Here is a 19,173-nt window from a genome sequence, read left to right on the forward strand (position 1 = left end):
CCAGCTGAGCTAAACGACCTGGGATTCTTGAAATGATGGTGGGTCGTGCTGGATTCGAACCAGCGACCAATTGATTAAAAGTCAACTGCTCTACCGACTGAGCTAACGACCCATCTAAATCATTTTTACAAACTGGTGGTCGTTACTGGGATCGAACCAGTGACCCCCTCCTTGTAAGGGAGGTGCTCTCCCAGCTGAGCTAAACGACCTGGGAAATCTTGTTGCCAGATTGGTGGGTCGTGCTGGGTTCGAACCAGCGACCAATTGATTAAGAGTCAACTGCTCTACCAACTGAGCTAACGACCCCCACCTTCTGCCTGGCACTGTTCGCCTTCGGCAAACAGTTTCAACTCTACTCACAAAACTGGTGGTCGTTACTGGGATCGAACCAGTGACCCCCTCCTTGTAAGGGAGGTGCTCTCCCAGCTGAGCTAAACGACCTGGGAATTCTGTCTCCACCTGGTGGAGAAATGGTGGGTCGTGCTGGATTCGAACCAGCGACCAATTGATTAAAAGTCAACTGCTCTACCGACTGAGCTAACGACCCTCACCACGACCAGGACCGTATGCAATACTGCACCGGCTCTGACGGCGGCCTATATTACGGATTTATCATCCCGGCGCAATAGAAAATTCTTAAATTCAATCTGATTGTTCACTGCGCATACAAAGCGGGGCCGTATTTACAAGACTGTTACGAAAACAGTGACATACGGCAATGCTACAACTTGCTCAGACTCTGCTTGGCCAACTGGGCCGGCGAGGTGTTGGGATAGCCCTTGATCACCTGTTCATAGAAGGTCTTGGCTTCCGCTTTCTTGCCATCGAGCTGTGCCAGCATGCCCAGTTTCAGCAAGGCATCGGCCCGCTTGGGAGACTTGCTGAACTTGTTCGCCACGGTAGAGAACTGGGCCGCGGCACCGGTTCTGTCACCCTTGTTGAACAGCAGCTGGCCGAGCCAGTAGTGGGCATTCGGCACATAGCCCGAGCTTGGGTACTGCTTGATGAACCCTTCGAAGGCGGGAATGGCCTTGTCGTAGTTCTTGTCCTTGAGCACCATGTTCACGGCCGCATCATAGGCCTGATTCTCATCCAGATTGGCGGAGTAGTTGGCCGCAGCAGCCGGGGCTGCGCTCGCACCGGCCGCCGGTGTGGCGGGGGCTGCGGCAGGCTGGCTGTTGGCCACCTTGTCGAGCTCCTGGTAGAGCTGGCGCTGACGCTCTTGCGACTGCTCCATCTGGTAGGTTTGCTGTTCCAGCTGGCCGCGCAGTTCGGAGACCTCCCCTTGCAGGGAATCCACCTGTTGCTGCAACTCGGCCTGCAGGCGCAGACGGGCATTCAGGGTACGCTCCAGCAAGGCGACCCTGTCTTCCAGGCTGCCTGTGGGCATGATGGCGCCATTGTTGCCGCTGAGGGCCACGCCACCACCGCCACTGAGGTCGCTCACGGGCGCAGCCGCCTGAGCGCTCAGTGCAACTAACACTGACATCACAAGAGTTGCTTGCTTGTACACAGATTTCATTCGGATCAAACCTTAGCGTTTAGTGCAAATAAAACGGCCATCGCAATAGTCGCTTGCTTATACACAAATTTCATTCGGATCAAATCGGTAGCCTCTGTGTATATAAAACGGCCATCGCAATAATCGCTTGTTTATACACACATTTCATTCAGATTAAACCGGTAGCTTCAGTGTAAATAAAACGGCCATCGAAATGGCCGTTTGCATATACACGAACTTCATTCGGATCAAACCTTAGTAAACCAGAACCGCACGGCGGTTTTTGGCAAAGGCATCCTCGGTATGAGACATATCCAGCGGCTTCTCTTCGCCATAGCTGACGATGGAAAGCTGCTCGGCCTGCACACCCAGGGTTTGCAGATACTTGGCTACAGCCTTGGCACGACGCTCGCCCAGCGCGATGTTGTATTCCGGAGTACCGCGCTCATCGGCGTGGCCTTCGATCAACACCTTGACGGACGGACGCTCACGCAGGTAGCTGGCGTGTGCATCCAGCAGATCAGCGTACTGACCCTGAATGTCATAACCATCAAACGGGAAGTAGATCACGTTGTCGCGTTGCAGTGCTTCGAACTTCTGACGCATCTGCTCTTCCGGGGTCAACATGCCATTTGAGCCACCGGTTTGTACACCGCCCATGCCGTCGGTCATGCCTGACTCGGCGCCTGCGGCATCGGAATCAGAAGAGGAGCTACAAGCGGCCAGGGTGAACAGTGGCAGTGCGATGGCCAAACCCTTGAGCAGTTTATTGAGTTGCATGCTATTTCCTTAAACCTTTATAACAAAACAAAAAACAATCGAATTTTTATCAATTCAAGAAGGGCGACCAAGCTGGTGCACGAATTTCACCGCTACTGGTCGGAAGCACAGCCTTGAAGCGACCATCGGTCGATACCAACGCCAGACTCTTGCGACCTTGATAGATGGTGGCATAAATGATCATGCTGCCATTGGGAGCCACACTTGGCGACTCATCCAGAGCACTCTGGGTAAGGACCAACAGGGCATTGTTTTCCATGTCCTGACGGGCAATACGGTATTGTCCCTGGACACGGGTCACCATCACCATGATTTTGCCATCAGGAGTAATGGATGCACCCTGGTTGGATTCACCTTCCCACGTCATCCGGTGAGTCATACCAGTCGCCAAATTTACGCTATAAATCTGGGGTTTGCCACCACGTTCAGAGGTGAACAACAAACTTTGCCCGTCCGGCATCCAGGAGGGTTCGGTGTCGATCACACGGCTGGTGGTGACCCTGGTCAGCTGCTTGCTTGCAACATCAATCACATAGAGGTTCGGTGAACCATCTTTGGAGAGCACGATAGCCAAGCGACGACCATCCGGAGACCACTCAGGCGCCCCGTTGATACCGCGGAAACTGGAGATCAGACTGCGCTGCTGGGTGTAGATGTCCTGCACATAGATTTCGGACTTCTGGTTCTCGAAGCTCACGTAGGCCAGCTTGCTGCCATCCGGCGACCAGGCCGGAGACATCAGCGGCTCGCGGGAGCGCAGCAGGGTCTTCTCGTTGTAACCGTCGTAGTCGGCGATCCGCAGCTGGTACGGGAACTGGGTCCCCTGTTGCACTGAGACATAGGCCAGACGGGTCAGGAAGGCACCACGCTCGCCAGTCAGACGCTCATAGACGATGTCGGAGATGCGGTGGGCAAACTGGCGCATCTGGGCACCCGGAATGGTCGCCATGCGGCTATCCAGGATGTAACCATTGCTCTCGCCGCCCTGGGTCTTGGCCAGTTGGCCCTTCAGCACGTCGACCAGCTCGAAGTTGATCTTGTAAGTGCCGTCGCCAACAGCCGAAATGGAACCCACCACCACGGCCTCAACCCCTTGGGACGCCCAGGGCGCGAAGTTGATCTCGCCACTGGAGCTCGGGGTCTGTGGCATCTGGCCACGGGCCAGCGGTTTGAACTTGCCACTGCGCATCAGATCGTTGGAGACCACTTCCGCGATGTCCTGCGGCAGTTGCCCGTTCCCTTCCCACTTGAAGGGGGCGACGGCGATGGGACGTGCGCTATCAATACCGCCGGTGATGACGATGTCCAAGGCCGCCTGGGCGCTCTGGCCCAGCAACAAACAGCCAACCAAAGCAAAAAATACTTTTCTGATCATGGCTTAAATACTCGGTTCCAATAAAAATGAGAGGTTAAATTCCTTTCTCAGCAAGACGCTGCCTGACCCCGTTTTATCATGCTTAGATGCTAGGTTCTAACTTGAGGTTGAACTCCTTCAACATCTCGAATGCCGCAGGATCCTTCGGCACTGGCAGTTGATTGGCCTTCAATACCGCCGCTTTGCCGGAACGGCATACCGCCGGGTCACCCTGGCCGTTATCTACCGATATGACAAAGCCTGTGCTGGCAAGACGTACGCCGATAGTACATGTTTTGCCCCGCATGGTGGGATCCAAAATCATGTAGCGCTCGACCGTGGCCTTGATCAAGGCGGCATATTTATCGACCTCGCCCTGCGCCTGCGCCGATGCGGCCTGGCTGCGGGCATTGGCCTCAGCCGACAGCTGCTGCTGCATCATGTCTTCCATCTCTTTTTGCAGCTTGGCCTCCTCGGCCGCCTTGCGCTTGCGCTCCGCCGCTATCTTGGCTTTCTTGTCAGCCTCGGCTTTGGCCTTCTTCTCTGCGTCAGCTTTTGCCTTCTTGGCAGCCTCTTCCTTGGCCTCCTTGGCTTTCTTGTCCGCTTCAGCCTTGGCCTGTTTCTCGGCCTCTGCCTTGGCTTTCTTGTCCGCCTCGGCCTTGGCTTTCTTCTCAGCCTCCTGCTTGGCCTTCTTGTCGGCTTCCGCTTTCTTGGCCGCCTCCGCCTTGGCCTGCTTCTGTTCGGCCTCTTTCTTCTCTTCCTGTTCCTTTTTCTTCTTCAGCGCCAGCGCCTTGCTCTCGGCCTCTGCCGCTTTGCGCTCAGATTCCGCCTGCTTGGTTTTCTGCTCTTCCAGCTTGCGGGCTTGCTCGGCTTTCTGGGCCTTCTCTTCCGCCTGCTTCTGCTCGGCTACCTTCTTCTGCTTCTCGGCCTCTGCCTTGCGGGTCGCCTCTTCGGCTTCCTTGCGCTTGGTTTCGGCGATGCGCAGCCGCTCCTGCTGCTGGGCCAGCTCACGCTTGGCGACATCCGTGTCTTCCTTGTCCTTCTCTTTCTCTACCTTCTGAGGCTTGGGCTGAGATTTCTGCTGCTGGATCTGCTTGGCCTGCTCGTTGAGGAAGTTCTCGTCGAGCATGACGGCATTGACGATCTGCCCCTTCGACTCGGGCCGCTTGGGTTTGCTGAAGTCGACCCCGACCAGCAAAATGATGCCGATGATCAGGTGCAGCAGCAGCGACGCGATGAGATAACCGGAAATACCACGCTTCACGTCCATCTCCGTCAGTTCACCGGATCTGTCATCAGGCCAACCTGAGGCACGCCCGCATTCTTGAGGGCCACCATCAGCAGGATCACCTCTTCGTAGCGCACGGACTTGTCACCGGCCACCACCACGGGGGCATTCTGGTTGATGGCCAGATAGCCCATGGCTTTCTCGGTGATGTATTGCTGCATCGCCTCGGGCGTGCCGCTCGGCACCGGCTCATCATCGGCCTCACCGGCCTTGATGACGTACTCGCCTTCGGTGTTGACGCTGACGATGAAGGGGGGTTTGGCATCTTCCGGCAACTGCTCGGATTCCGCCTGCGGCAGGTCAACCTTGACCCCTTGCGTGATCACGGGCGTCACCGCCATGAAGATGATAAGCAGCACCAGCATGACGTCGATATAGGGAACCACGTTGATCTCGCACACCTTCTTGCGCCGGATCCGCTGATAGGTTTGCATTACTGATCACCCTGCTGCTGTGCAATCTGACGGTTCAGTATGGTGGTAAACTCGTCCATGAAGTTGGCGTAGGCGTTCTCCAGCTTCTCTACCTTGTTGGTAAACCGGTTGTAGAAAATAACCGCGGGAATGGCCGCGAACAGGCCCATGGCGGTGGCGATCAGCGCCTCCGCGATACCCGGTGCCACCATCTGCAGGGTGGCCTGCTGCACCTGACCCAGGGCGATAAAGGCGTTCATGATGCCCCATACGGTACCAAACAGACCGATATAGGGGCTGATGGAGCCGACGGTCGCCAGCACTGGCAGGTTGGATTCCAGCTCGTCCACCGCGCGGGAAAGCGATACCCGCATGGCACGATAGGTACCGTCCATCACCGCATCCTGGCCACGAGCGCCGGCCTTGAGCAGGCGGGCATACTCCTTGAAGCCGGAATAGAAGATGTCTTCCATGCCTTCGATGTCATCGCGGCGGGAAGAGGACTCCTGATAGAGACGGTTCAGATCGACCCCGGACCAGAATCTGTCCTCAAACTGCTCCGATGCGATATTGGCCGCCTTGATGACCTTGGAGCGCTGTATGATCAGCGCCCAGGAGACGACCGACATACCCATCAGGGTCATCATGACCAGTTTTACCAACAGGCTGGCTTGCCAAAACAGGCCAATAAACGAAATTTCAGCGTGCACTTAACAGCACTCCCTTCACATTTTCAGGTATTGCAACAGGTTTCATATGCGGATGACTGACACAGGCTATCTGTACCATGGCCTGGGTGATCAGTCGTCCATCAGCCGCCAGTATCCGTTGTGAGAAGCGCATGGAGGCGCGTTTCACTTCAGTCACTTGCGTTAACACAGTCAAAAGCTCATTAAAACGGGCCGCCGAGCGGAAATCGATCTCTGTTCGACTCACCACAAACGCGTGTCCGTCACGCAGCAGGACATCCTGTTCGATGCCACCAGCGCGCAGAAACTCGGTGCGAGCACGTTCCATAAACTTGAGATAATTGGCGTTGTAGACGATGCCCCCGGCGTCCGTGTCTTCGTAGTAGACACGCACCGGAAACTCAGAGACTTCCCCCATAACAATCTGTGATCCATTCGACAGTCAGATGGGGGGCTATCATAGCGCAGGGCTGAATAGGAAAGAAGCAGGGGGAGGCAGGGAAATCCTGCCTCCCCCCGTTTTTTATGAAAGGAAATAGCCTTGAGTCAACCAGAGCCCATATAACAAACTGGGCCAGGCGAGCCAGGGGCAAAACAGTACGCGACCGATGAGGCTGCGGGGATGGAATCCCAGTCCGTGCATCACGCCGCAACAGACCGCCCACATCAGCCAGGGAGCGAGCCAGAGGCCATGCTCACTGGTGTTGGCGGCCACCAGGTTGGGGGCCTGCAAAATAGCGACGGCCAACAGGGCCGCCGCTACCAGTATCAACCCCTGCCAAGGTTGGCGCTCCAGAGGAGCCGCCAACCGGGCGAGTCGATCACTTGTTTTCATCGATCTTGCGATCCATGTTCTCGGTGTGTTCCAGCCAGAGCGCATTGATGATGCCAAACGCACAAGCCAGCAGCAGACCCAGGATCCAGGTGAAATACCACATATCAGGGCACCTTCTTAGTAGAGCGATTGTTGGTTGTCTTCGATGTGCTTGTTGCTCACCCGGCCAAACATCTTGATGTAGGTCCAGATGGTGTAACCCAGCACAGTCGGGACAAAGATGGCCGCGACCACTGTCATCACCTTGAGGGTGTTGAAGGAGGCGGTGGCATCCCACATGGTCAGACTCTGCGATGGCTCCAGGCTGGACGGCATGATGAAGGGGAACATGGAGAAGCCCGCCGTCAAGATGATGCCCGCAATGGCCAGGGAGGAGCAGAGGAATGCCAGCCAGCCCTTGCCAATCTTGGCCGCGGCAGCCGTCAGCACGCACATGGCCAGACCCAGCGCGGGAGCGATCATCATCCAGCTATAGAGGCTGTAGTTCTGCATCCAGGCACCGGCCTGCACCACGACTTCCTTGTGCAGGGGGTTGGTCACGGCATCGGTCGCGGCACCGCTGACCACCACATAACCGTCCATGCCACTGACCCAGACACCGGCCAGCGCGAAGGTGACCAGCGTCAGCAGGGAGAAGATCATGGCGGCGGTACGGGAACGAGCCAGCACCTCACCCTCGGTCTTCATCATCAGCCAGGTAGCGCCCTGGGTCACAATCATGAACAGGCTCACCAGACCGGCCAGCAGACCGAACGGATTGAGCAGGCCGAAGAAGTTGCCGTGATAGGTCAGCATCAGGAACTGGTTGAAGCTGAACGGTACACCCTGCAGCAGGTTGCCAAAGGCGACCCCGAAGATGACGGGGGGAACGGCACTGCCGATGAACAGGGCCCAATCCCAGTTGGTACGCCACTTGGCGTCTTCACGCAGGGAACGGTACTTGAAGCCGACCGGACGGAAGAAGAGCGCCATCAGGGTCAGGATCATGGCGATGTAGAAGCCGGAGAAGGCCGCCGCATACACTATGGGCCAGGCCGCGAACAGGGCTCCGCCCGCCGTGACCAGCCATACTTGGTTGCCTTCCCAGTGCGGGCCCATGGTGTTGAGCATCACCCGACGCTCCACATCCTTCTTGCCGACGAAGGGGAGCAGTGCGCCTACCCCCATATCGAAACCGTCGGTGATGGCGAAACCGATCAGCAAGACACCGACCAGCACCCACCAGACCAGACGCAACATTTCGTAATCAAACATGGGTTACTCTCCTTATGCCTTGCTCTGTTCGAAGTGGTACTTGCCCGTCTTCAGGCTGCTTGGGCCCAGACGCGCATACTTGAACATCAGGTACATCTCTATGATGAGCAGCACCGTGTAGAACAGGCAGATCCCGATCAGGGAGAACCAGATCTCGGACGCAGGCACGTTGGATGCAGAGACCGAGGTCGGCAGCACTTCGGCTATGGTCCAGGGCTGACGGCCATATTCCGCGACGAACCAGCCACACTCGATGGCGATCCAGGGCAGCGGGATACCCCACAGCAGCGCCTTGAGCAGCCACTTGCGCTCACCGATCTTGTGGCGAGTGCTGTCATAGAAGGCCAGGCCGATCAGCAGCAGCATCAGCATGCCGCAGGCAACCATGATGCGGAAGGCGAAGAACAGCGGTGCAACCTGCGGGATGGAGTCATCCACGGCGGCCTTGATCTGTTCGTCGGTCGCGTCGGTCACGTTGTTGGTGTAACGCTTGAGCAGCAGACCGTAGCCCAGATCCTGCTTCACTTCATCGAAGCGGGCACGGGTATCGTCGGACTTGTCGCCGGATTGCAGCTTGGTCAGCAGGTCATAGGCGGTCATGCCGTTGCGCACGCGCAGCTCATGCTCGCTCTTCAGATCCTTGAGGCCGGTCACCTGGCCATCCAGGGAACGGGTGGCGATGATGCCGAGCGCGTACGGGATCTTGATGGCGTAATCGGTGCGCATCTCTTCCTGGTTCGGGATACCGAACAGGGTAAAGGATGCCGGAGCCGGTTCTGTGTTCCACTCGGCTTCGATGGCCGCCAGTTTCACCTTCTGCACTTCACCCGTCTCGTAGCCGGACTCGTCACCGAGGATCAGCACGGAGAGGATGGAGGCCATACCGAAGGCCGCTGCGATGGCGAAGGAGCGACGGGCGAAGGCCACATCACGATTCTTCAGCAGGTAATAGGAGGAGATGCCAAGCACGAACATGGCGCCCGTGGTATAGCCGGCCGCGACCGTGTGGACGAACTTGACCTGAGCAACCGGGTTGAACACCAGTTCGGCGAAGCTCACCATCTCCATCCGCATGGACTCGAAGTTGAACTCGGCACCGACCGGGTTCTGCATCCAGCCGTTGGCGACCAGGATCCAGAGGGCGGAAAGGTTGGTCCCCAGCGCCATCAACCAGGTCGAAGCCAGATGTTGACGCTTGGTCAGGCGATCCCAACCAAAGAAGAACATGCCGACGAAGGTGGATTCCAGGAAGAAGGCCATCAAGCCTTCGATGGCCAGCGGGGCCCCGAAGATATCGCCTACATAGTGGGAGTAATAGGCCCAGTTGGTACCGAACTGAAACTCCATGGTCAGCCCTGTGGTAACCCCGAGGGCGAAGTTGATACCAAACAACTTGCCCCAGAACTTGGTCATGTCCCGGTAGACAGGGTTGTTGGTCATCACATAGACAGATTCCATGATCGCCAGAATGAAGGCCATTCCGAGCGTCAGGGGTACAAACAGGAAGTGATAAAGGGCCGTCGCAGCGAATTGGAACCGCGATAGGTCTACCACATGCTCAGCAATCATGATGTTTCCTCACCGATTATTGGCACGGCTATTTTAAGTTTTAAGGACAAAGCTTCCGTTGGAAGTCCCCGAATTATCGGTCACGCTCCAGTTTGCACTGGCGACCGGATTCGACTGCTACCAGCATTAACAACAAGGCAATACACAGGAACAAAAAAAGCTAATGTTTAACAATTACAAAACAATCAGACTTGCTTTATTCCCGCCCATAATGACCGATGTTTTATATCACCTTTATTTGATTGAAATCAATGTAAAACCATCATCAATACATGCCTTTCAAAGGCATTTTCACGTCGCGTTCCATTTAATTTGGAGAGCTGCGTCACAAAAAACACTAAATCGCAAATCATTGATTTAAATCAAATTTAATATCATCACCAATAAGTGACGCTTCTGTTAAAAAACAATGTTCAAGCAGATTTTCATAATGTTTTCCCGCCCCTGGCTGCCCGCCGGTAACTCCAATTAAAAACCAGTAAAAACGCATGTTCATGCTAATTCTACAACCCAGGCAAATGATTAGTTAATCTAATCTGATATAGGTAATTTTTCTTGTTTGTCCGAGTCCGACAGAGCTCCTACAATGCGCCTCGCAGTGAGGGCATACCCTTGGATACAGGCCGGTCAATCTGGGTTCCCGGTACGTATTCGATGAACATTTCGAACCTGTCTATTGGAATTTAAGATGAAAAAGTTTGTTGCTAAAACCATCCGTTACTACAAGCTTTCGTTCGTTCAGCTCTATCAAATGAACCGACTCTGAGGCCTCGCGACGGCTCCTCTGTTTTTTTCCGGTCTGTGTCCAGACGCACTCACTGTCTGTGAACATCCATCCTGAATTGTCTTTGCCCACCGCATCCGCCGTGGGCTTTTTTTTGCCCGGATAACAAAAAACCGCCCTTGATGGCGGTTTTTTGTTCAAACAGCTGTTTTCACCTTTCATCTGGCCGTTGCAAGCCAAAATGCGCATACGCTCTCGGTGTCGCCATCCGCCCTCTGGGTGTACGTTGCAGATAGCCCTGCTGGATCAGATAGGGCTCCAGCACATCCTCGATAGTGTCTTTCTCTTCACCTATGGCTGCCGCCAGGTTATCGAGACCCACAGGGCCCCCCAGAAACTTGTCTATCACAGCCAACAATAGCTTGCGGTCCATGAAGTCGAAACCTTCATTGTCCACGTCCAGCATGTCCATAGCTCGGGCCGCTATGGGTCCGTCTATCCGGCCATCAGACTTGACCTGGGCAAAGTCGCGCACGCGACGCAACAGACGGTTGGCAATCCGCGGGGTACCGCGGGAACGACGGGCCAATTCCAGGGCGCCGTCACTGGTCATCTCCAGCCCCAGGCAACGGGCGCTGCGCGAGACGATGTCGGTCAGATCCTTGACGTTGTAGAACTCCAGCCGCTGCACTATGCCGAAACGGTCCCGCAGCGGGCTGGTCAGGGAGCCGGCCCGGGTAGTGGCGCCTATCAGGGTAAAGGGAGGCAAATCGAGCTTGATGGAGCGGGCTGCGGGGCCCTCCCCTATCATGATGTCGAGCTGGTAATCCTCCATCGCCGGATAGAGCACCTCCTCCACCACAGGGCTCAGCCGGTGGATCTCGTCGATAAACAGCACATCATTGGGCTCGAGGTTGGTGAGCAGCGCCGCCAGATCGCCGGCCTTTTCCAGCACAGGGCCCGAGGTGGTCTTGATGTTGACCCCCATCTCGTTGGCCACTATGTTCGCGAGCGTGGTCTTGCCCAGACCCGGCGGGCCGAAGATCAGCAGGTGATCGAGTGCCTCGCCACGCTGGCGTGCCGCCTCGATGAAGATCTCCATCTGCTCGCAGACGGGATCCTGGCCTGTGTAATCGGCCAGCATCTTTGGCCGTATGGCCCGATCGATGATCTCATCCTCACGCACGCCGGTGGCGGAGATGAGACGGTCCGCTTCAATCATTGCCTACCTCACACCAGACTACGCAGGGATTCACGGATGATATCTTCCACCGACATCCCATCGATGGCTATCTTGCTGACGATCTGGCTGGCCTGCTGCGGCTTGTAGCCCAGAGCCACCAGCGCGCTGGCCGCCTCTTCGCTCGCATCGGGCGCTCGCAGCCGGCTCTCCTTGGCCGGCAGGCTGATCTCGGCCGGCGAGAAGAGATCGTGGCTGACCCAGCCCTTGAGCCTGTCCTTCATCTCCACCACCAGCCGCTCGGCTGTCTTCTTGCCCACGCCAGGCAATTTGACCAGGGAGCTTATCTCCTCGCGCTCGACACTCAGCACGAACTGGGTGGCCGTCATGCCGGAGAGGATGGCCAGCGCCAGCTTGGGGCCGACGCCGTTGGTCTTGATCAGCTCGCGAAACAGCGCCCGCTCCTGCTTGTGGTTGAATCCATACAACAGCTGGGCATCCTCACGCACCACGAAGTGGATGTGAATGGTCGCTTCCTTGCCGATCTCGGGCAGATCATAGAAGCAGCTCATGGGCATCTGTACCTCATAGCCCACGCCCCCGACTTCCAGCAGCACCTCGGGGGGTTGTTTCTCAATGACTACGCCTCTCAAGCGACCAATCACGGCTCTCTCCTCGCCAAACCATCTATCTGTAAATTGGGTCATAGCATAAAGAATAACTGGATAAGTATCCAGCATAGGGCGGCGGAGTAAGGCAGAGGATTCTCGGCATTCTGGCGCTTTCGGAGCCATGCTTGGATCGGATCTGAGCAGTAACTTTATTTTCCACCGGGAATGGCGAATGTTTGCCATTGAGAGAACACTGAATTGGGTTTGTTCGGAACCAAGGAAGGTCCTGCATCATGAAAATTGTCACTACATCGAATCTGGGACTGACGATCCTGCTCGGCTGCACACTGGGCATGGGGGCCATCGGCTGGTATGGCAGCCAGCGGCTGGCCGATCTGCTCTCCTATGTACTGGGAGCCGCCTGGCAGACCGCCGATGGCGCCATGGAGGGCTCCATAGAACTGGGCAACCAGTCGCTCTATATCCAGAAAATGCTCAGAGGCATGCCCCTCGACGAGCCCGAGCTGCAACGGGCCAGAGCGGCCACCACAGATGCCCTGCGCCGGGTGGGTGAAGGCAGGCTCATCGACGAGACGGCGATCAGCACCATGAACCAGCGCCAGCAGGATTATCAGCAACAGCAGGACAAACTGCTGGCGCTCTATCGCACCTATACCGGCGTCGATCAGGCGCTGCGCGCCAGTTCAGAACGCATGTCCCGCCTCTCCATCCAGCTGGAAGTGGTCGGCGATGGCGCTGTCGAGAGCCTCACCCAGTCGCCGGATCAGGCCATCAGCTGGAATGGCGGTCTGGCCACCCGCTGGCAAGCGGCCGACGGCGGCATGGAAGCCAACATCGGCTTCCTGCGCCAACTCTATGCGCTGGAGAAGATGCAGAGCGAGGGCCCGACCCCCGCCATCCAGGCCGAGTTGAAGGAGGCGACCCGCTTCTATCAGGAGGCGGTCGACGGCATGCTGGCCACGGGGCTGTTTGATATCCCGGGTGAGGGGGAGTTCGCCGGCCAGTCGCTGGCAGCGCAATACCGGGCCCTGCAGGCCGATGATCAGCGGCTGATGAGTCAGTGGATTGCAGCCCTGAGCGATTACCAGAGCCAGCTGGCGCGATACGAGAGCAGTGCCGAACAGCTCAAGCAGGTACTGGTCGAAGTCGAGGCCAAGGGGGATGCCACGGTCGAGGATCAGGTAAACCAGCTCAATACCATCATCGGCCATACCAAAAACCTGATCCTGGGGGGTCTGGTGCTGAGCCTGCTGATCGTCGCGCTCTGCGGTTTCTGGCTGGTTCGCACCATAGTCAGGCCCCTGCTGCAGGTCAATCAGCGCATGCAGGACATAGCCGCCGGTGAGGGCGATCTCAACGCGCGGATCAATCTCAAGCGGGACGATGAGATAGGCTCGCTGGCGGGCAGCGTGGATCGCTTCATCGAGAAGCTGCAGAAGATGATCAGCTCCACCATGGACAACAACCAGCACATCAGCGACCACGTGCACACCTCGGTCAACCGGGTCGAGGCCATCAGCCAGAGCAGTCGCCAGACCGCCGAGCATGCCCAGGCACTGCACCACGACAGCGAGCAGATGGTGCAGGTCGCCACCTCCATCTCTGACAACTGCAGCCTGGCGGCGCAAAACGCCAACGAGGTACGCCAGCTCACCGCAGAAAGCAGTCAGTACGTGACCTCCGCCAGCAACGGCATGCAGCGGGTCGTGGTGGAGGTCGGCGAGTGCGCCAACGCCATCAACGCCCTCAAGGAGCAGGCGAGCCAGATTGGCCAGATCATCTCCACCATCAGCAGCATCTCGGAGCAGACCAACCTGCTGGCGCTCAACGCCGCCATCGAGGCAGCCCGGGCCGGCGAGATGGGCCGGGGCTTTGCCGTGGTGGCCGACGAGGTGCGCACCCTGGCCAACCGTACCGCCTCCTCCAGCGCCGAGATCACCGAGGTGATCAACAGCATTCAGCAGCAGACCGAGAAGGCCTATCTGATGATGCAGCGCAACCTGAAAACCGTGGAGTCGGGCATGCAGGATTCCGACAACACCAAGCAGATCCTGTTCAAGGTGGAAGAAGCCATCGACCATCTGGCGGATATGGTGCAGCAGGTGGCGGATGCCACCGGCCAGCTCTCCCACACCCTGAGCCACACCTCGGACAAGGTCTCCGGCATCAGCCTGCAGGCCCAGACAGGTGAGCAGGAGGCGCAGGAGTGCCTGCAACTCGCCTCCTCCCTGCACCAGGCCAGCCTGCTGCAACAACGACTGCTGTCGCAATTTCGGGTCTGACACGGGCGGGGGCCCGGCCCCCGCTTTCTCCCGCTGCGCTAAATTTAGCCCTTGGGCCGCAGGGCCCTCCCTGTTAAAATTCCGCTCTTGAATTTATCCAGGGCCCCGCGGCCCGTCTTATCTAAGGTCACGAGCGATGCGTACCAGCCAATACCTGCTTTCCACTCTCAAGGAAACCCCCTCCGACGCGGAAGTCGTCAGCCATCAGCTGATGCTGCGCGCCGGCATGATCCGCAAACTGGCCTCCGGCATGTATGCCTGGCTGCCGTCCGGCCTGCGGGTCCTGAAGAAGATCGAAAACATCGTTCGCGAAGAGATGAACAATGCTGGTGCCATCGAAGTCTCCATGCCGGTGGTGCAGCCGGCCGAGCTGTGGCAGGAATCCGGCCGCTGGGATGACTACGGCCCCGAGCTGTGCCGTCTGACCGACCGCCACAACCGTCCCTTCGTGCTGGGCCCGACCCACGAAGAGGTGATCACCTCGCTGATCCGTTACGAGGTGAACAGCTACAAGCAGCTGCCGCTGAACCTCTATCAGATCCAGACCAAGTTCCGCGACGAGGTCCGCCCCCGTTTCGGTGTGATGCGTGGTCGCGAGTTCCTGATGAAGGATGCCTACTCCTTCCACATCGACAAGGCCTCGCTGATCGAGACCTACGAGCGGATGCACGCCGCCTACTGTGCCGCCTTCACCCGCATGGGGCTGAACTTCCGTCCGGTGCAGGCCGATACCGGCTCCATCGGCGGTACAGGCTCCCACGAATTCCAGGTGCTGGCCGAGAGCGGTGAAGACTTGATCGCCTTCTCCGATACCTCCGACTACGCCGCCAACATAGAAATGGCCGAAGCGCTGGCACCGGCCGGTGAGCGCGCCGCCGCGACCAAGGCTCTGACCAAGGTCGCCACCCCGGCCGTTCACACCATAGACGAAGTGGCCGCCTTCCTGAGCGTGGCGCCGACCGCCATCGCCAAGACCCTGCTGGTGCTGGCCGAGGCGGACGAGCACGGCAACCAGGCCGTCGTGGCCCTGGTGCTGCGTGGCGACCACGAACTGAACGAGATCAAGGCCGAGAAACTGCCGGGTGTCGCCAACCCGCTGACCTTCGCCAATGACGAGCAGATCAAGGCTGCCGCCGGTTGCGATGCAGGCTCCATAGGCCCGGTCGGCTTTGCCGGTCGCATCATCGCCGATCGCAGCGCCGCTCATCTGGCAGACTTCGTCTGTGGCGCCAACGAGACCGGCTTCCATCTGACAGGTGCCAACTGGGATCGCGATATCGCCTCCTATGAAGTGGCCGACCTTCGCAACGTGGTGGAAGGCGACCCCAGCCCCTGCGGCCAGGGCAAACTGCTGCTCAAGCGCGGCATCGAGGTGGGCCACATCTTCCAGCTCGGCACCAAGTACTCCGAAGCCATGAAGGCGAGCGTGCTGAACGAGGGCGGCAAGTCCGTCACCATGGAGATGGGTTGCTACGGCATCGGGGTCTCCCGTCTGGTGGCCGCCGCCATCGAGCAGAACAACGACCAGTACGGCATCATCTGGCCGGACGCCATAGCCCCGTTCGAAGTGGCCATAGTGCCGATGAACATGCACAAATCCGAGCGCGTGGCCGAGCAGGCACAGCAGTTCTACGCCGAGCTGAAGGCCGCCGGTGTGGACGTGCTGTTCGATGACCGCAAGGAGCGCCCGGGCGTGATGTTCGCCGACATGGAGCTGCTGGGGGTTCCCCACGCCATCATCATCGGCGACCGCGGTCTGGACAACGGCGTGGTGGAGTACAAGTGCCGCCGCTCCGGCGAGAAGCAGGAAGTGGCGATCGGCGAGATCGTTGCCATGCTCAAGGCCAAGCTGGGTCGTTAATTCAGCCCCCTTGCCAACATAAAAAAGCGCGCCCGATGGCGCGCTTTTTGTTTCTGCTGTACCTGACGAGAGGAAGCGGATGGCGGGGCTCTGCCTCAACCATTGCGACCGATAAAGAGATCTGTCACGTGGCAGCTGCTTCTGGCCTCCAGCGCATCCAGCATGTAGGCCGCCGCATCTTCCGGGGTCATGAAGCCACTCGGGTCCACGTGATCCGAGTTGTCCCAGAATTCGCTGCGGATCCCGCTCGGATAGAGGTTGACCAGCCGCAGGGGCGAGCTCTTGAGCTCGGCGCGCAAAGACTCCAGAAAGCCCCGCATGCCCCACTTGGAGGCGCAGTAGAGGGTCTCGTTGGCCTTGCCCACCTGAGCGGCGGAGGAGAGCACGTTGGCCAGCACGCCGCCTTTTTCGCCGATGAGGCGCACCGTCTGCTGGGCCACCAGAATGGTGGAGATGAGGTTGCTCTCTACCACCCGGCGGATCTGCTCGGCGGTGTAGACACCGACCGGGCCGAACTCACCCACGCCGGCGCAGTGCAGCACCAGCTCGGGCAAGCCGCCCCACTCCACCGCGGCGGCAAACGCCACGTCCACTTCCTCGTGGTGCGCCAGATCGGCGGCTATGCCGATCACCGCCTTGCCGAGCAGATCTTCCTGCTCCTGCAACTTCTGATAACGACGCCCCATCATGGATACCCGATGGCCGCGTTCAACCAGACCTATGGTCAGGGCGCGACCCAGCCCGGATCCCGCCCCCGTCACTATGATGTGGCCCATTACCGCTCCTCGTCGTCAGCTGACAGTCAGATTAGAAAGTGAATTCGCCGCCGATGAACCAGCCATCAACCCGCTGATCAACGCGATCGAAGTCCATGCTCGCATCACGCCAGCCGGCACGCACCTTGAGGGGGACGGAAGCGAACTTGTAGGAGCCACCCAGACGGTAGTCATAGTTGTCGGCATCCTGTACGCGGGCATCGCCGAAGGCGGCAAAGCCGGTACCCGGGATGCGCACTTCGGCGCCGGTGTAAGCCATCAGCACATCCTTGTCATAGGAGTAGTGCTGGGTGTTGAAATCGCCATCATAACGACGACCGGTCAGACCCAGGTCGATCTGGAACAGGTCGTTGTTGAACAGGCGATAGTAGAGGCTCAGGTCGTAGGCCATCAGATCGTTGTTGAGGGCGCCGCCGCTGGTACCGAAATCGGACATCTCGAACTTGGCGTTGGGCAGCAGAATGATGCCGTGCTCCAGTTGCAGGTAGCCGCTCCAGTTGTAGTTCTCGTCATAGCTGCCGTTGGCCCCGACACCGTTGATCTGGCCGCTGCCCTGCGCGTTCCATACATCGGTACCGGCAGCGATACGCCAGTCATCAGCAGCCATGGCAGCCTGGCTGAACAGGGCCAGCACACAACCGGCAATCAAGGTCTTCTTCATCATGTCACTCTCTTATGGACTGGAAAGGCCATCATTTTACCCAGTGCGACGGGAATACACAGTGTAAAAAACTGAACAAGCGTCCATTAATGTCAGTGCTGCATGCCTGCCATGGGTTCAATTGGCTTCACTGGCAGGCTCAATTCCAGCTTCTGACCGTCATCCATGGTCAGGGTCAGCGGGAAGGGCGTGCCCTGGGACAGCTCGCGCACCTCGAACAGCATGATGTGGAAGCTGCCGGGTTTGAGCGCCACTTCCCCTTTTGCCGGCACTTCTATGCTCTCGACCTGGCGCATCTTCATGACCCCGTTCTCGTGCAGATGGGTGTGCAGCTCGGCCCGGCCCACCTCGGGCGAGGCGGCGGCGACCAGCTTCACCGGCGTGTCTGCGTCATTTTTGAGCACCAGAAAGGCGGCTGTATTGGGAGAGCCGGGTGGCAGCAGACGCACATAGCCATCGACGGCCTCGACCTTGGCTAGGGCAGGCACCGCCAGACCCAGGGCCAGCAGGGAATAAAACGCACGTTTAAACATGGTTGAAATCCTTTTATGATGTTGTTAAACGCCGTGAAGATTACCGCAGCGGTAAGCTTTTGACAGCCTGTGATAACAAGGATTTAGACATGGACCCCATTATCGTTGCCGAGCAGCAGTATGGTTTGCTCACCCTGACTCTCAATCGCCCCGACAAGCGCAACGCCCTCAATACCGAGATGTATCTCGCCCTCACCGCAGCACTACGCCAAGCGACACAAGATGACGCCGTGCATGTGTTGCTGATACAGGGTCAAAGCGATTGCTTCACCGCCGGCAATGATCTGGCCGACTTTATGGGCAAGAACACGCTGGAGGCGGACGATCCCATTTTGCAGTTCCTGCACACCCTGGCGGATTTTCCCAAACCCGTCATAGCCGCAGTCGCTGGCCCCGCCGTCGGCATAGGCACCACACTGCTGCTGCACTGCGATCTTGTCTATCTGGCGGACAACGCCCGGCTGCAACTGCCGTTCGTCGAGCTGGGGCTGGTGCCGGAGTTTGCCTCCAGCCTGCTCTTGCCCCGCGCCGTGGGCCATCTGAAGGCGGCGGAGCTGTTGCTGCTGGCCGAGGCCATAGATGCCGGTGAGGCGCTGCGTCTGGGCCTCGCCAACCGGGTGGTGGCCGCCGATGCGTTGCTGGCACTGGCCCGTGAGCAGGGTTTGAAACTGGCGACCAAACCGCCAAAGGCGCTACAGAAGAGCAAGGCTCTGCTCAAACAGGAGCTCAAACAGGCGGTGCACTTCGTCATCGATCTGGAGGCGCGCGCCTTCTCCCTCGCCCTGCAGGGGGAAGAGGCGCAGCAGCGGATCGCGCACAGGCTCAAGCCCAGAGGATGATC

20 protein-coding genes and 5 tRNA genes are annotated in these 19,173 nt (G+C 58.3%); 3 read left to right on the forward strand and 22 right to left on the reverse strand.

The features are described 5' to 3' along the window. Positions 1-36 precede the first annotated feature (36 nt). The 19 genes from AACW87_RS03615 to ruvA form a co-directional block, all read right to left on the reverse strand. Positions 37-112: transfer RNA gene (locus tag AACW87_RS03615), tRNA-Lys, on the reverse strand. A 21-nt stretch (positions 113-133) separates the two neighbouring features. Beyond that, positions 134-209: transfer RNA gene (locus AACW87_RS03620), tRNA-Val, on the reverse strand. Positions 210-230: 21 nt separating this feature from the next. Then, a tRNA-Lys gene (locus tag AACW87_RS03625) sits at positions 231-306 on the reverse strand. Between the two features lie 59 nt (positions 307-365). After that, a tRNA-Val gene (locus AACW87_RS03630) sits at positions 366-441 on the reverse strand. Positions 442-471: 30 nt separating this feature from the next. After that, positions 472-547 (reverse strand) — tRNA-Lys (locus AACW87_RS03635). A 174-nt stretch (positions 548-721) separates the two neighbouring features. Continuing rightward, entirely contained in the window at positions 722-1,522 is an 801-nt protein-coding gene (gene ybgF / locus AACW87_RS03640) for a tol-pal system protein YbgF (protein WP_043142335.1), read from the reverse strand. Between the two features lie 234 nt (positions 1,523-1,756). Beyond that, entirely contained in the window at positions 1,757-2,281 is a 525-nt protein-coding gene (gene pal, locus AACW87_RS03645) for a peptidoglycan-associated lipoprotein Pal (RefSeq protein ID WP_098982329.1), read from the reverse strand. Between the two features lie 49 nt (positions 2,282-2,330). Continuing rightward, positions 2,331-3,656: a Tol-Pal system beta propeller repeat protein TolB gene (gene tolB / locus AACW87_RS03650; RefSeq protein WP_042865600.1), complete on the reverse strand. Its 1,326-nt coding sequence runs from the start codon at positions 3,654-3,656 to the stop codon at positions 2,331-2,333. An 82-nt stretch (positions 3,657-3,738) separates the two neighbouring features. Continuing rightward, entirely contained in the window at positions 3,739-4,905 is a 1,167-nt protein-coding gene (tolA, locus tag AACW87_RS03655) for a cell envelope integrity protein TolA (protein ID WP_241326595.1), read from the reverse strand. A 5-nt stretch (positions 4,906-4,910) separates the two neighbouring features. Beyond that, positions 4,911-5,357 (reverse strand): protein TolR, encoded by a 447-nt coding sequence (tolR, locus tag AACW87_RS03660; RefSeq protein WP_042036135.1) that lies wholly within the window; start codon positions 5,355-5,357, stop codon positions 4,911-4,913. Continuing rightward, positions 5,357-6,046 carry a protein TolQ gene (tolQ, locus tag AACW87_RS03665; RefSeq protein WP_043554539.1) on the reverse strand — a complete coding sequence of 230 codons (690 nt, stop codon included), beginning with the start codon at positions 6,044-6,046 and terminating at the stop codon, positions 5,357-5,359. The genes tolR and tolQ overlap by 1 nt, the downstream gene beginning before the upstream one ends. Beyond that, a complete protein-coding gene (gene ybgC, locus AACW87_RS03670) occupies positions 6,036-6,443 on the reverse strand; it encodes a tol-pal system-associated acyl-CoA thioesterase (protein ID WP_043554537.1) in 408 nt (135 codons plus the stop codon). The genes tolQ and ybgC overlap by 11 nt, the downstream gene beginning before the upstream one ends. Positions 6,444-6,548: 105 nt before the next feature. Further along, positions 6,549-6,860 (reverse strand): cyd operon YbgE family protein, encoded by a 312-nt coding sequence (locus AACW87_RS03675; RefSeq protein WP_043554536.1) that lies wholly within the window; start codon positions 6,858-6,860, stop codon positions 6,549-6,551. Next, positions 6,847-6,963, reverse strand: a complete 117-nt coding sequence (gene cydX / locus AACW87_RS03680) for a cytochrome bd-I oxidase subunit CydX (RefSeq protein WP_043142346.1) — start codon at positions 6,961-6,963, stop codon at positions 6,847-6,849. The genes AACW87_RS03675 and cydX overlap by 14 nt, the downstream gene beginning before the upstream one ends. Before the next feature lie 14 nt (positions 6,964-6,977). Next, positions 6,978-8,114 (reverse strand): cytochrome d ubiquinol oxidase subunit II, encoded by a 1,137-nt coding sequence (cydB, locus tag AACW87_RS03685; protein WP_098982327.1) that lies wholly within the window; start codon positions 8,112-8,114, stop codon positions 6,978-6,980. A gap of 12 nt (positions 8,115-8,126) precedes the next feature. Next, positions 8,127-9,683, reverse strand: a complete 1,557-nt coding sequence (cydA, locus tag AACW87_RS03690) for a cytochrome ubiquinol oxidase subunit I (protein ID WP_042865605.1) — start codon at positions 9,681-9,683, stop codon at positions 8,127-8,129. A 349-nt stretch (positions 9,684-10,032) separates the two neighbouring features. Next, complete coding sequence (locus tag AACW87_RS03695; RefSeq protein WP_241326596.1) at positions 10,033-10,179, reverse strand: hypothetical protein; 147 nt, start codon at positions 10,177-10,179, stop codon at positions 10,033-10,035. 439 nt (positions 10,180-10,618) lie between these two features. After that, positions 10,619-11,629, reverse strand: coding sequence for a Holliday junction branch migration DNA helicase RuvB (gene ruvB, locus AACW87_RS03700; RefSeq protein ID WP_042865606.1), 1,011 nt, complete (start codon positions 11,627-11,629; stop codon positions 10,619-10,621). Positions 11,630-11,637: 8 nt separating this feature from the next. Next, entirely contained in the window at positions 11,638-12,252 is a 615-nt protein-coding gene (gene ruvA / locus AACW87_RS03705; protein WP_043142349.1) for a Holliday junction branch migration protein RuvA, read from the reverse strand. Positions 12,253-12,491: 239 nt separating this feature from the next. Between ruvA and AACW87_RS03710 the strand changes: the two genes are divergently transcribed. Both AACW87_RS03710 and AACW87_RS03715 read left to right on the forward strand, forming a co-directional pair. Further along, entirely contained in the window at positions 12,492-14,501 is a 2,010-nt protein-coding gene (locus AACW87_RS03710) for a methyl-accepting chemotaxis protein (RefSeq protein ID WP_241326597.1), read from the forward strand. Between the two features lie 136 nt (positions 14,502-14,637). Next, complete coding sequence (locus AACW87_RS03715; protein ID WP_241326598.1) at positions 14,638-16,362, forward strand: proline--tRNA ligase; 1,725 nt, start codon at positions 14,638-14,640, stop codon at positions 16,360-16,362. 95 nt (positions 16,363-16,457) lie between these two features. Here the strand turns inward: AACW87_RS03715 and AACW87_RS03720 are convergent, their stop codons facing one another. The 3 genes from AACW87_RS03720 to AACW87_RS03730 form a co-directional block, all read right to left on the reverse strand. Continuing rightward, entirely contained in the window at positions 16,458-17,138 is a 681-nt protein-coding gene (locus AACW87_RS03720; protein WP_241326599.1) for an SDR family oxidoreductase, read from the reverse strand. 31 nt (positions 17,139-17,169) lie between these two features. Beyond that, positions 17,170-17,799 (reverse strand): TIGR04219 family outer membrane beta-barrel protein, encoded by a 630-nt coding sequence (locus AACW87_RS03725; protein WP_042865656.1) that lies wholly within the window; start codon positions 17,797-17,799, stop codon positions 17,170-17,172. 92 nt (positions 17,800-17,891) lie between these two features. Further along, positions 17,892-18,332 (reverse strand): copper chaperone PCu(A)C, encoded by a 441-nt coding sequence (locus tag AACW87_RS03730; RefSeq protein ID WP_241326600.1) that lies wholly within the window; start codon positions 18,330-18,332, stop codon positions 17,892-17,894. 89 nt (positions 18,333-18,421) lie between these two features. Between AACW87_RS03730 and AACW87_RS03735 the strand changes: the two genes are divergently transcribed. Continuing rightward, on the forward strand, positions 18,422-19,171 hold the full coding sequence (locus tag AACW87_RS03735; protein WP_241326601.1) for an enoyl-CoA hydratase-related protein: 750 nt from the start codon (positions 18,422-18,424) through the stop codon (positions 19,169-19,171). The last annotated feature ends 2 nt before the right edge of the window (positions 19,172-19,173 follow it).

Origin of the sequence: Aeromonas sp. MR7, assembly GCF_963899385.1 — a bacterium.
GTDB classification, from domain to species: domain Bacteria; phylum Pseudomonadota; class Gammaproteobacteria; order Enterobacterales; family Aeromonadaceae; genus Aeromonas; species Aeromonas bestiarum.

Coding starts and splice junctions, on each gene's coding strand:
- AACW87_RS03725 (WP_042865656.1), bottom strand. CDS start 17,799: ATGAAGAAGACCTTGATTGCCGGTTGTGTGCTGGCCCTGTTCAGCCAG.
- tolR (WP_042036135.1), bottom strand. CDS start 5,357: ATGCAAACCTATCAGCGGATCCGGCGCAAGAAGGTGTGCGAGATCAAC.
- cydA (WP_042865605.1), bottom strand. CDS start 9,683: ATGATTGCTGAGCATGTGGTAGACCTATCGCGGTTCCAATTCGCTGCG.
- ybgF (WP_043142335.1), bottom strand. CDS start 1,522: ATGAAATCTGTGTACAAGCAAGCAACTCTTGTGATGTCAGTGTTAGTT.
- AACW87_RS03715 (WP_241326598.1), top strand. CDS start 14,638: ATGCGTACCAGCCAATACCTGCTTTCCACTCTCAAGGAAACCCCCTCC.
- AACW87_RS03675 (WP_043554536.1), bottom strand. CDS start 6,860: ATGAAAACAAGTGATCGACTCGCCCGGTTGGCGGCTCCTCTGGAGCGC.
- tolA (WP_241326595.1), bottom strand. CDS start 4,905: ATGGACGTGAAGCGTGGTATTTCCGGTTATCTCATCGCGTCGCTGCTG.
- AACW87_RS03730 (WP_241326600.1), bottom strand. CDS start 18,332: ATGTTTAAACGTGCGTTTTATTCCCTGCTGGCCCTGGGTCTGGCGGTG.
- cydB (WP_098982327.1), bottom strand. CDS start 8,114: ATGTTTGATTACGAAATGTTGCGTCTGGTCTGGTGGGTGCTGGTCGGT.
- tolB (WP_042865600.1), bottom strand. CDS start 3,656: ATGATCAGAAAAGTATTTTTTGCTTTGGTTGGCTGTTTGTTGCTGGGC.
- ybgC (WP_043554537.1), bottom strand. CDS start 6,443: ATGGGGGAAGTCTCTGAGTTTCCGGTGCGTGTCTACTACGAAGACACG.
- AACW87_RS03735 (WP_241326601.1), top strand. CDS start 18,422: ATGGACCCCATTATCGTTGCCGAGCAGCAGTATGGTTTGCTCACCCTG.
- AACW87_RS03720 (WP_241326599.1), bottom strand. CDS start 17,138: ATGGGCCACATCATAGTGACGGGGGCGGGATCCGGGCTGGGTCGCGCC.
- pal (WP_098982329.1), bottom strand. CDS start 2,281: ATGCAACTCAATAAACTGCTCAAGGGTTTGGCCATCGCACTGCCACTG.
- AACW87_RS03710 (WP_241326597.1), top strand. CDS start 12,492: ATGAAAATTGTCACTACATCGAATCTGGGACTGACGATCCTGCTCGGC.
- cydX (WP_043142346.1), bottom strand. CDS start 6,963: ATGTGGTATTTCACCTGGATCCTGGGTCTGCTGCTGGCTTGTGCGTTT.
- ruvB (WP_042865606.1), bottom strand. CDS start 11,629: ATGATTGAAGCGGACCGTCTCATCTCCGCCACCGGCGTGCGTGAGGAT.
- AACW87_RS03695 (WP_241326596.1), bottom strand. CDS start 10,179: ATGAACATGCGTTTTTACTGGTTTTTAATTGGAGTTACCGGCGGGCAG.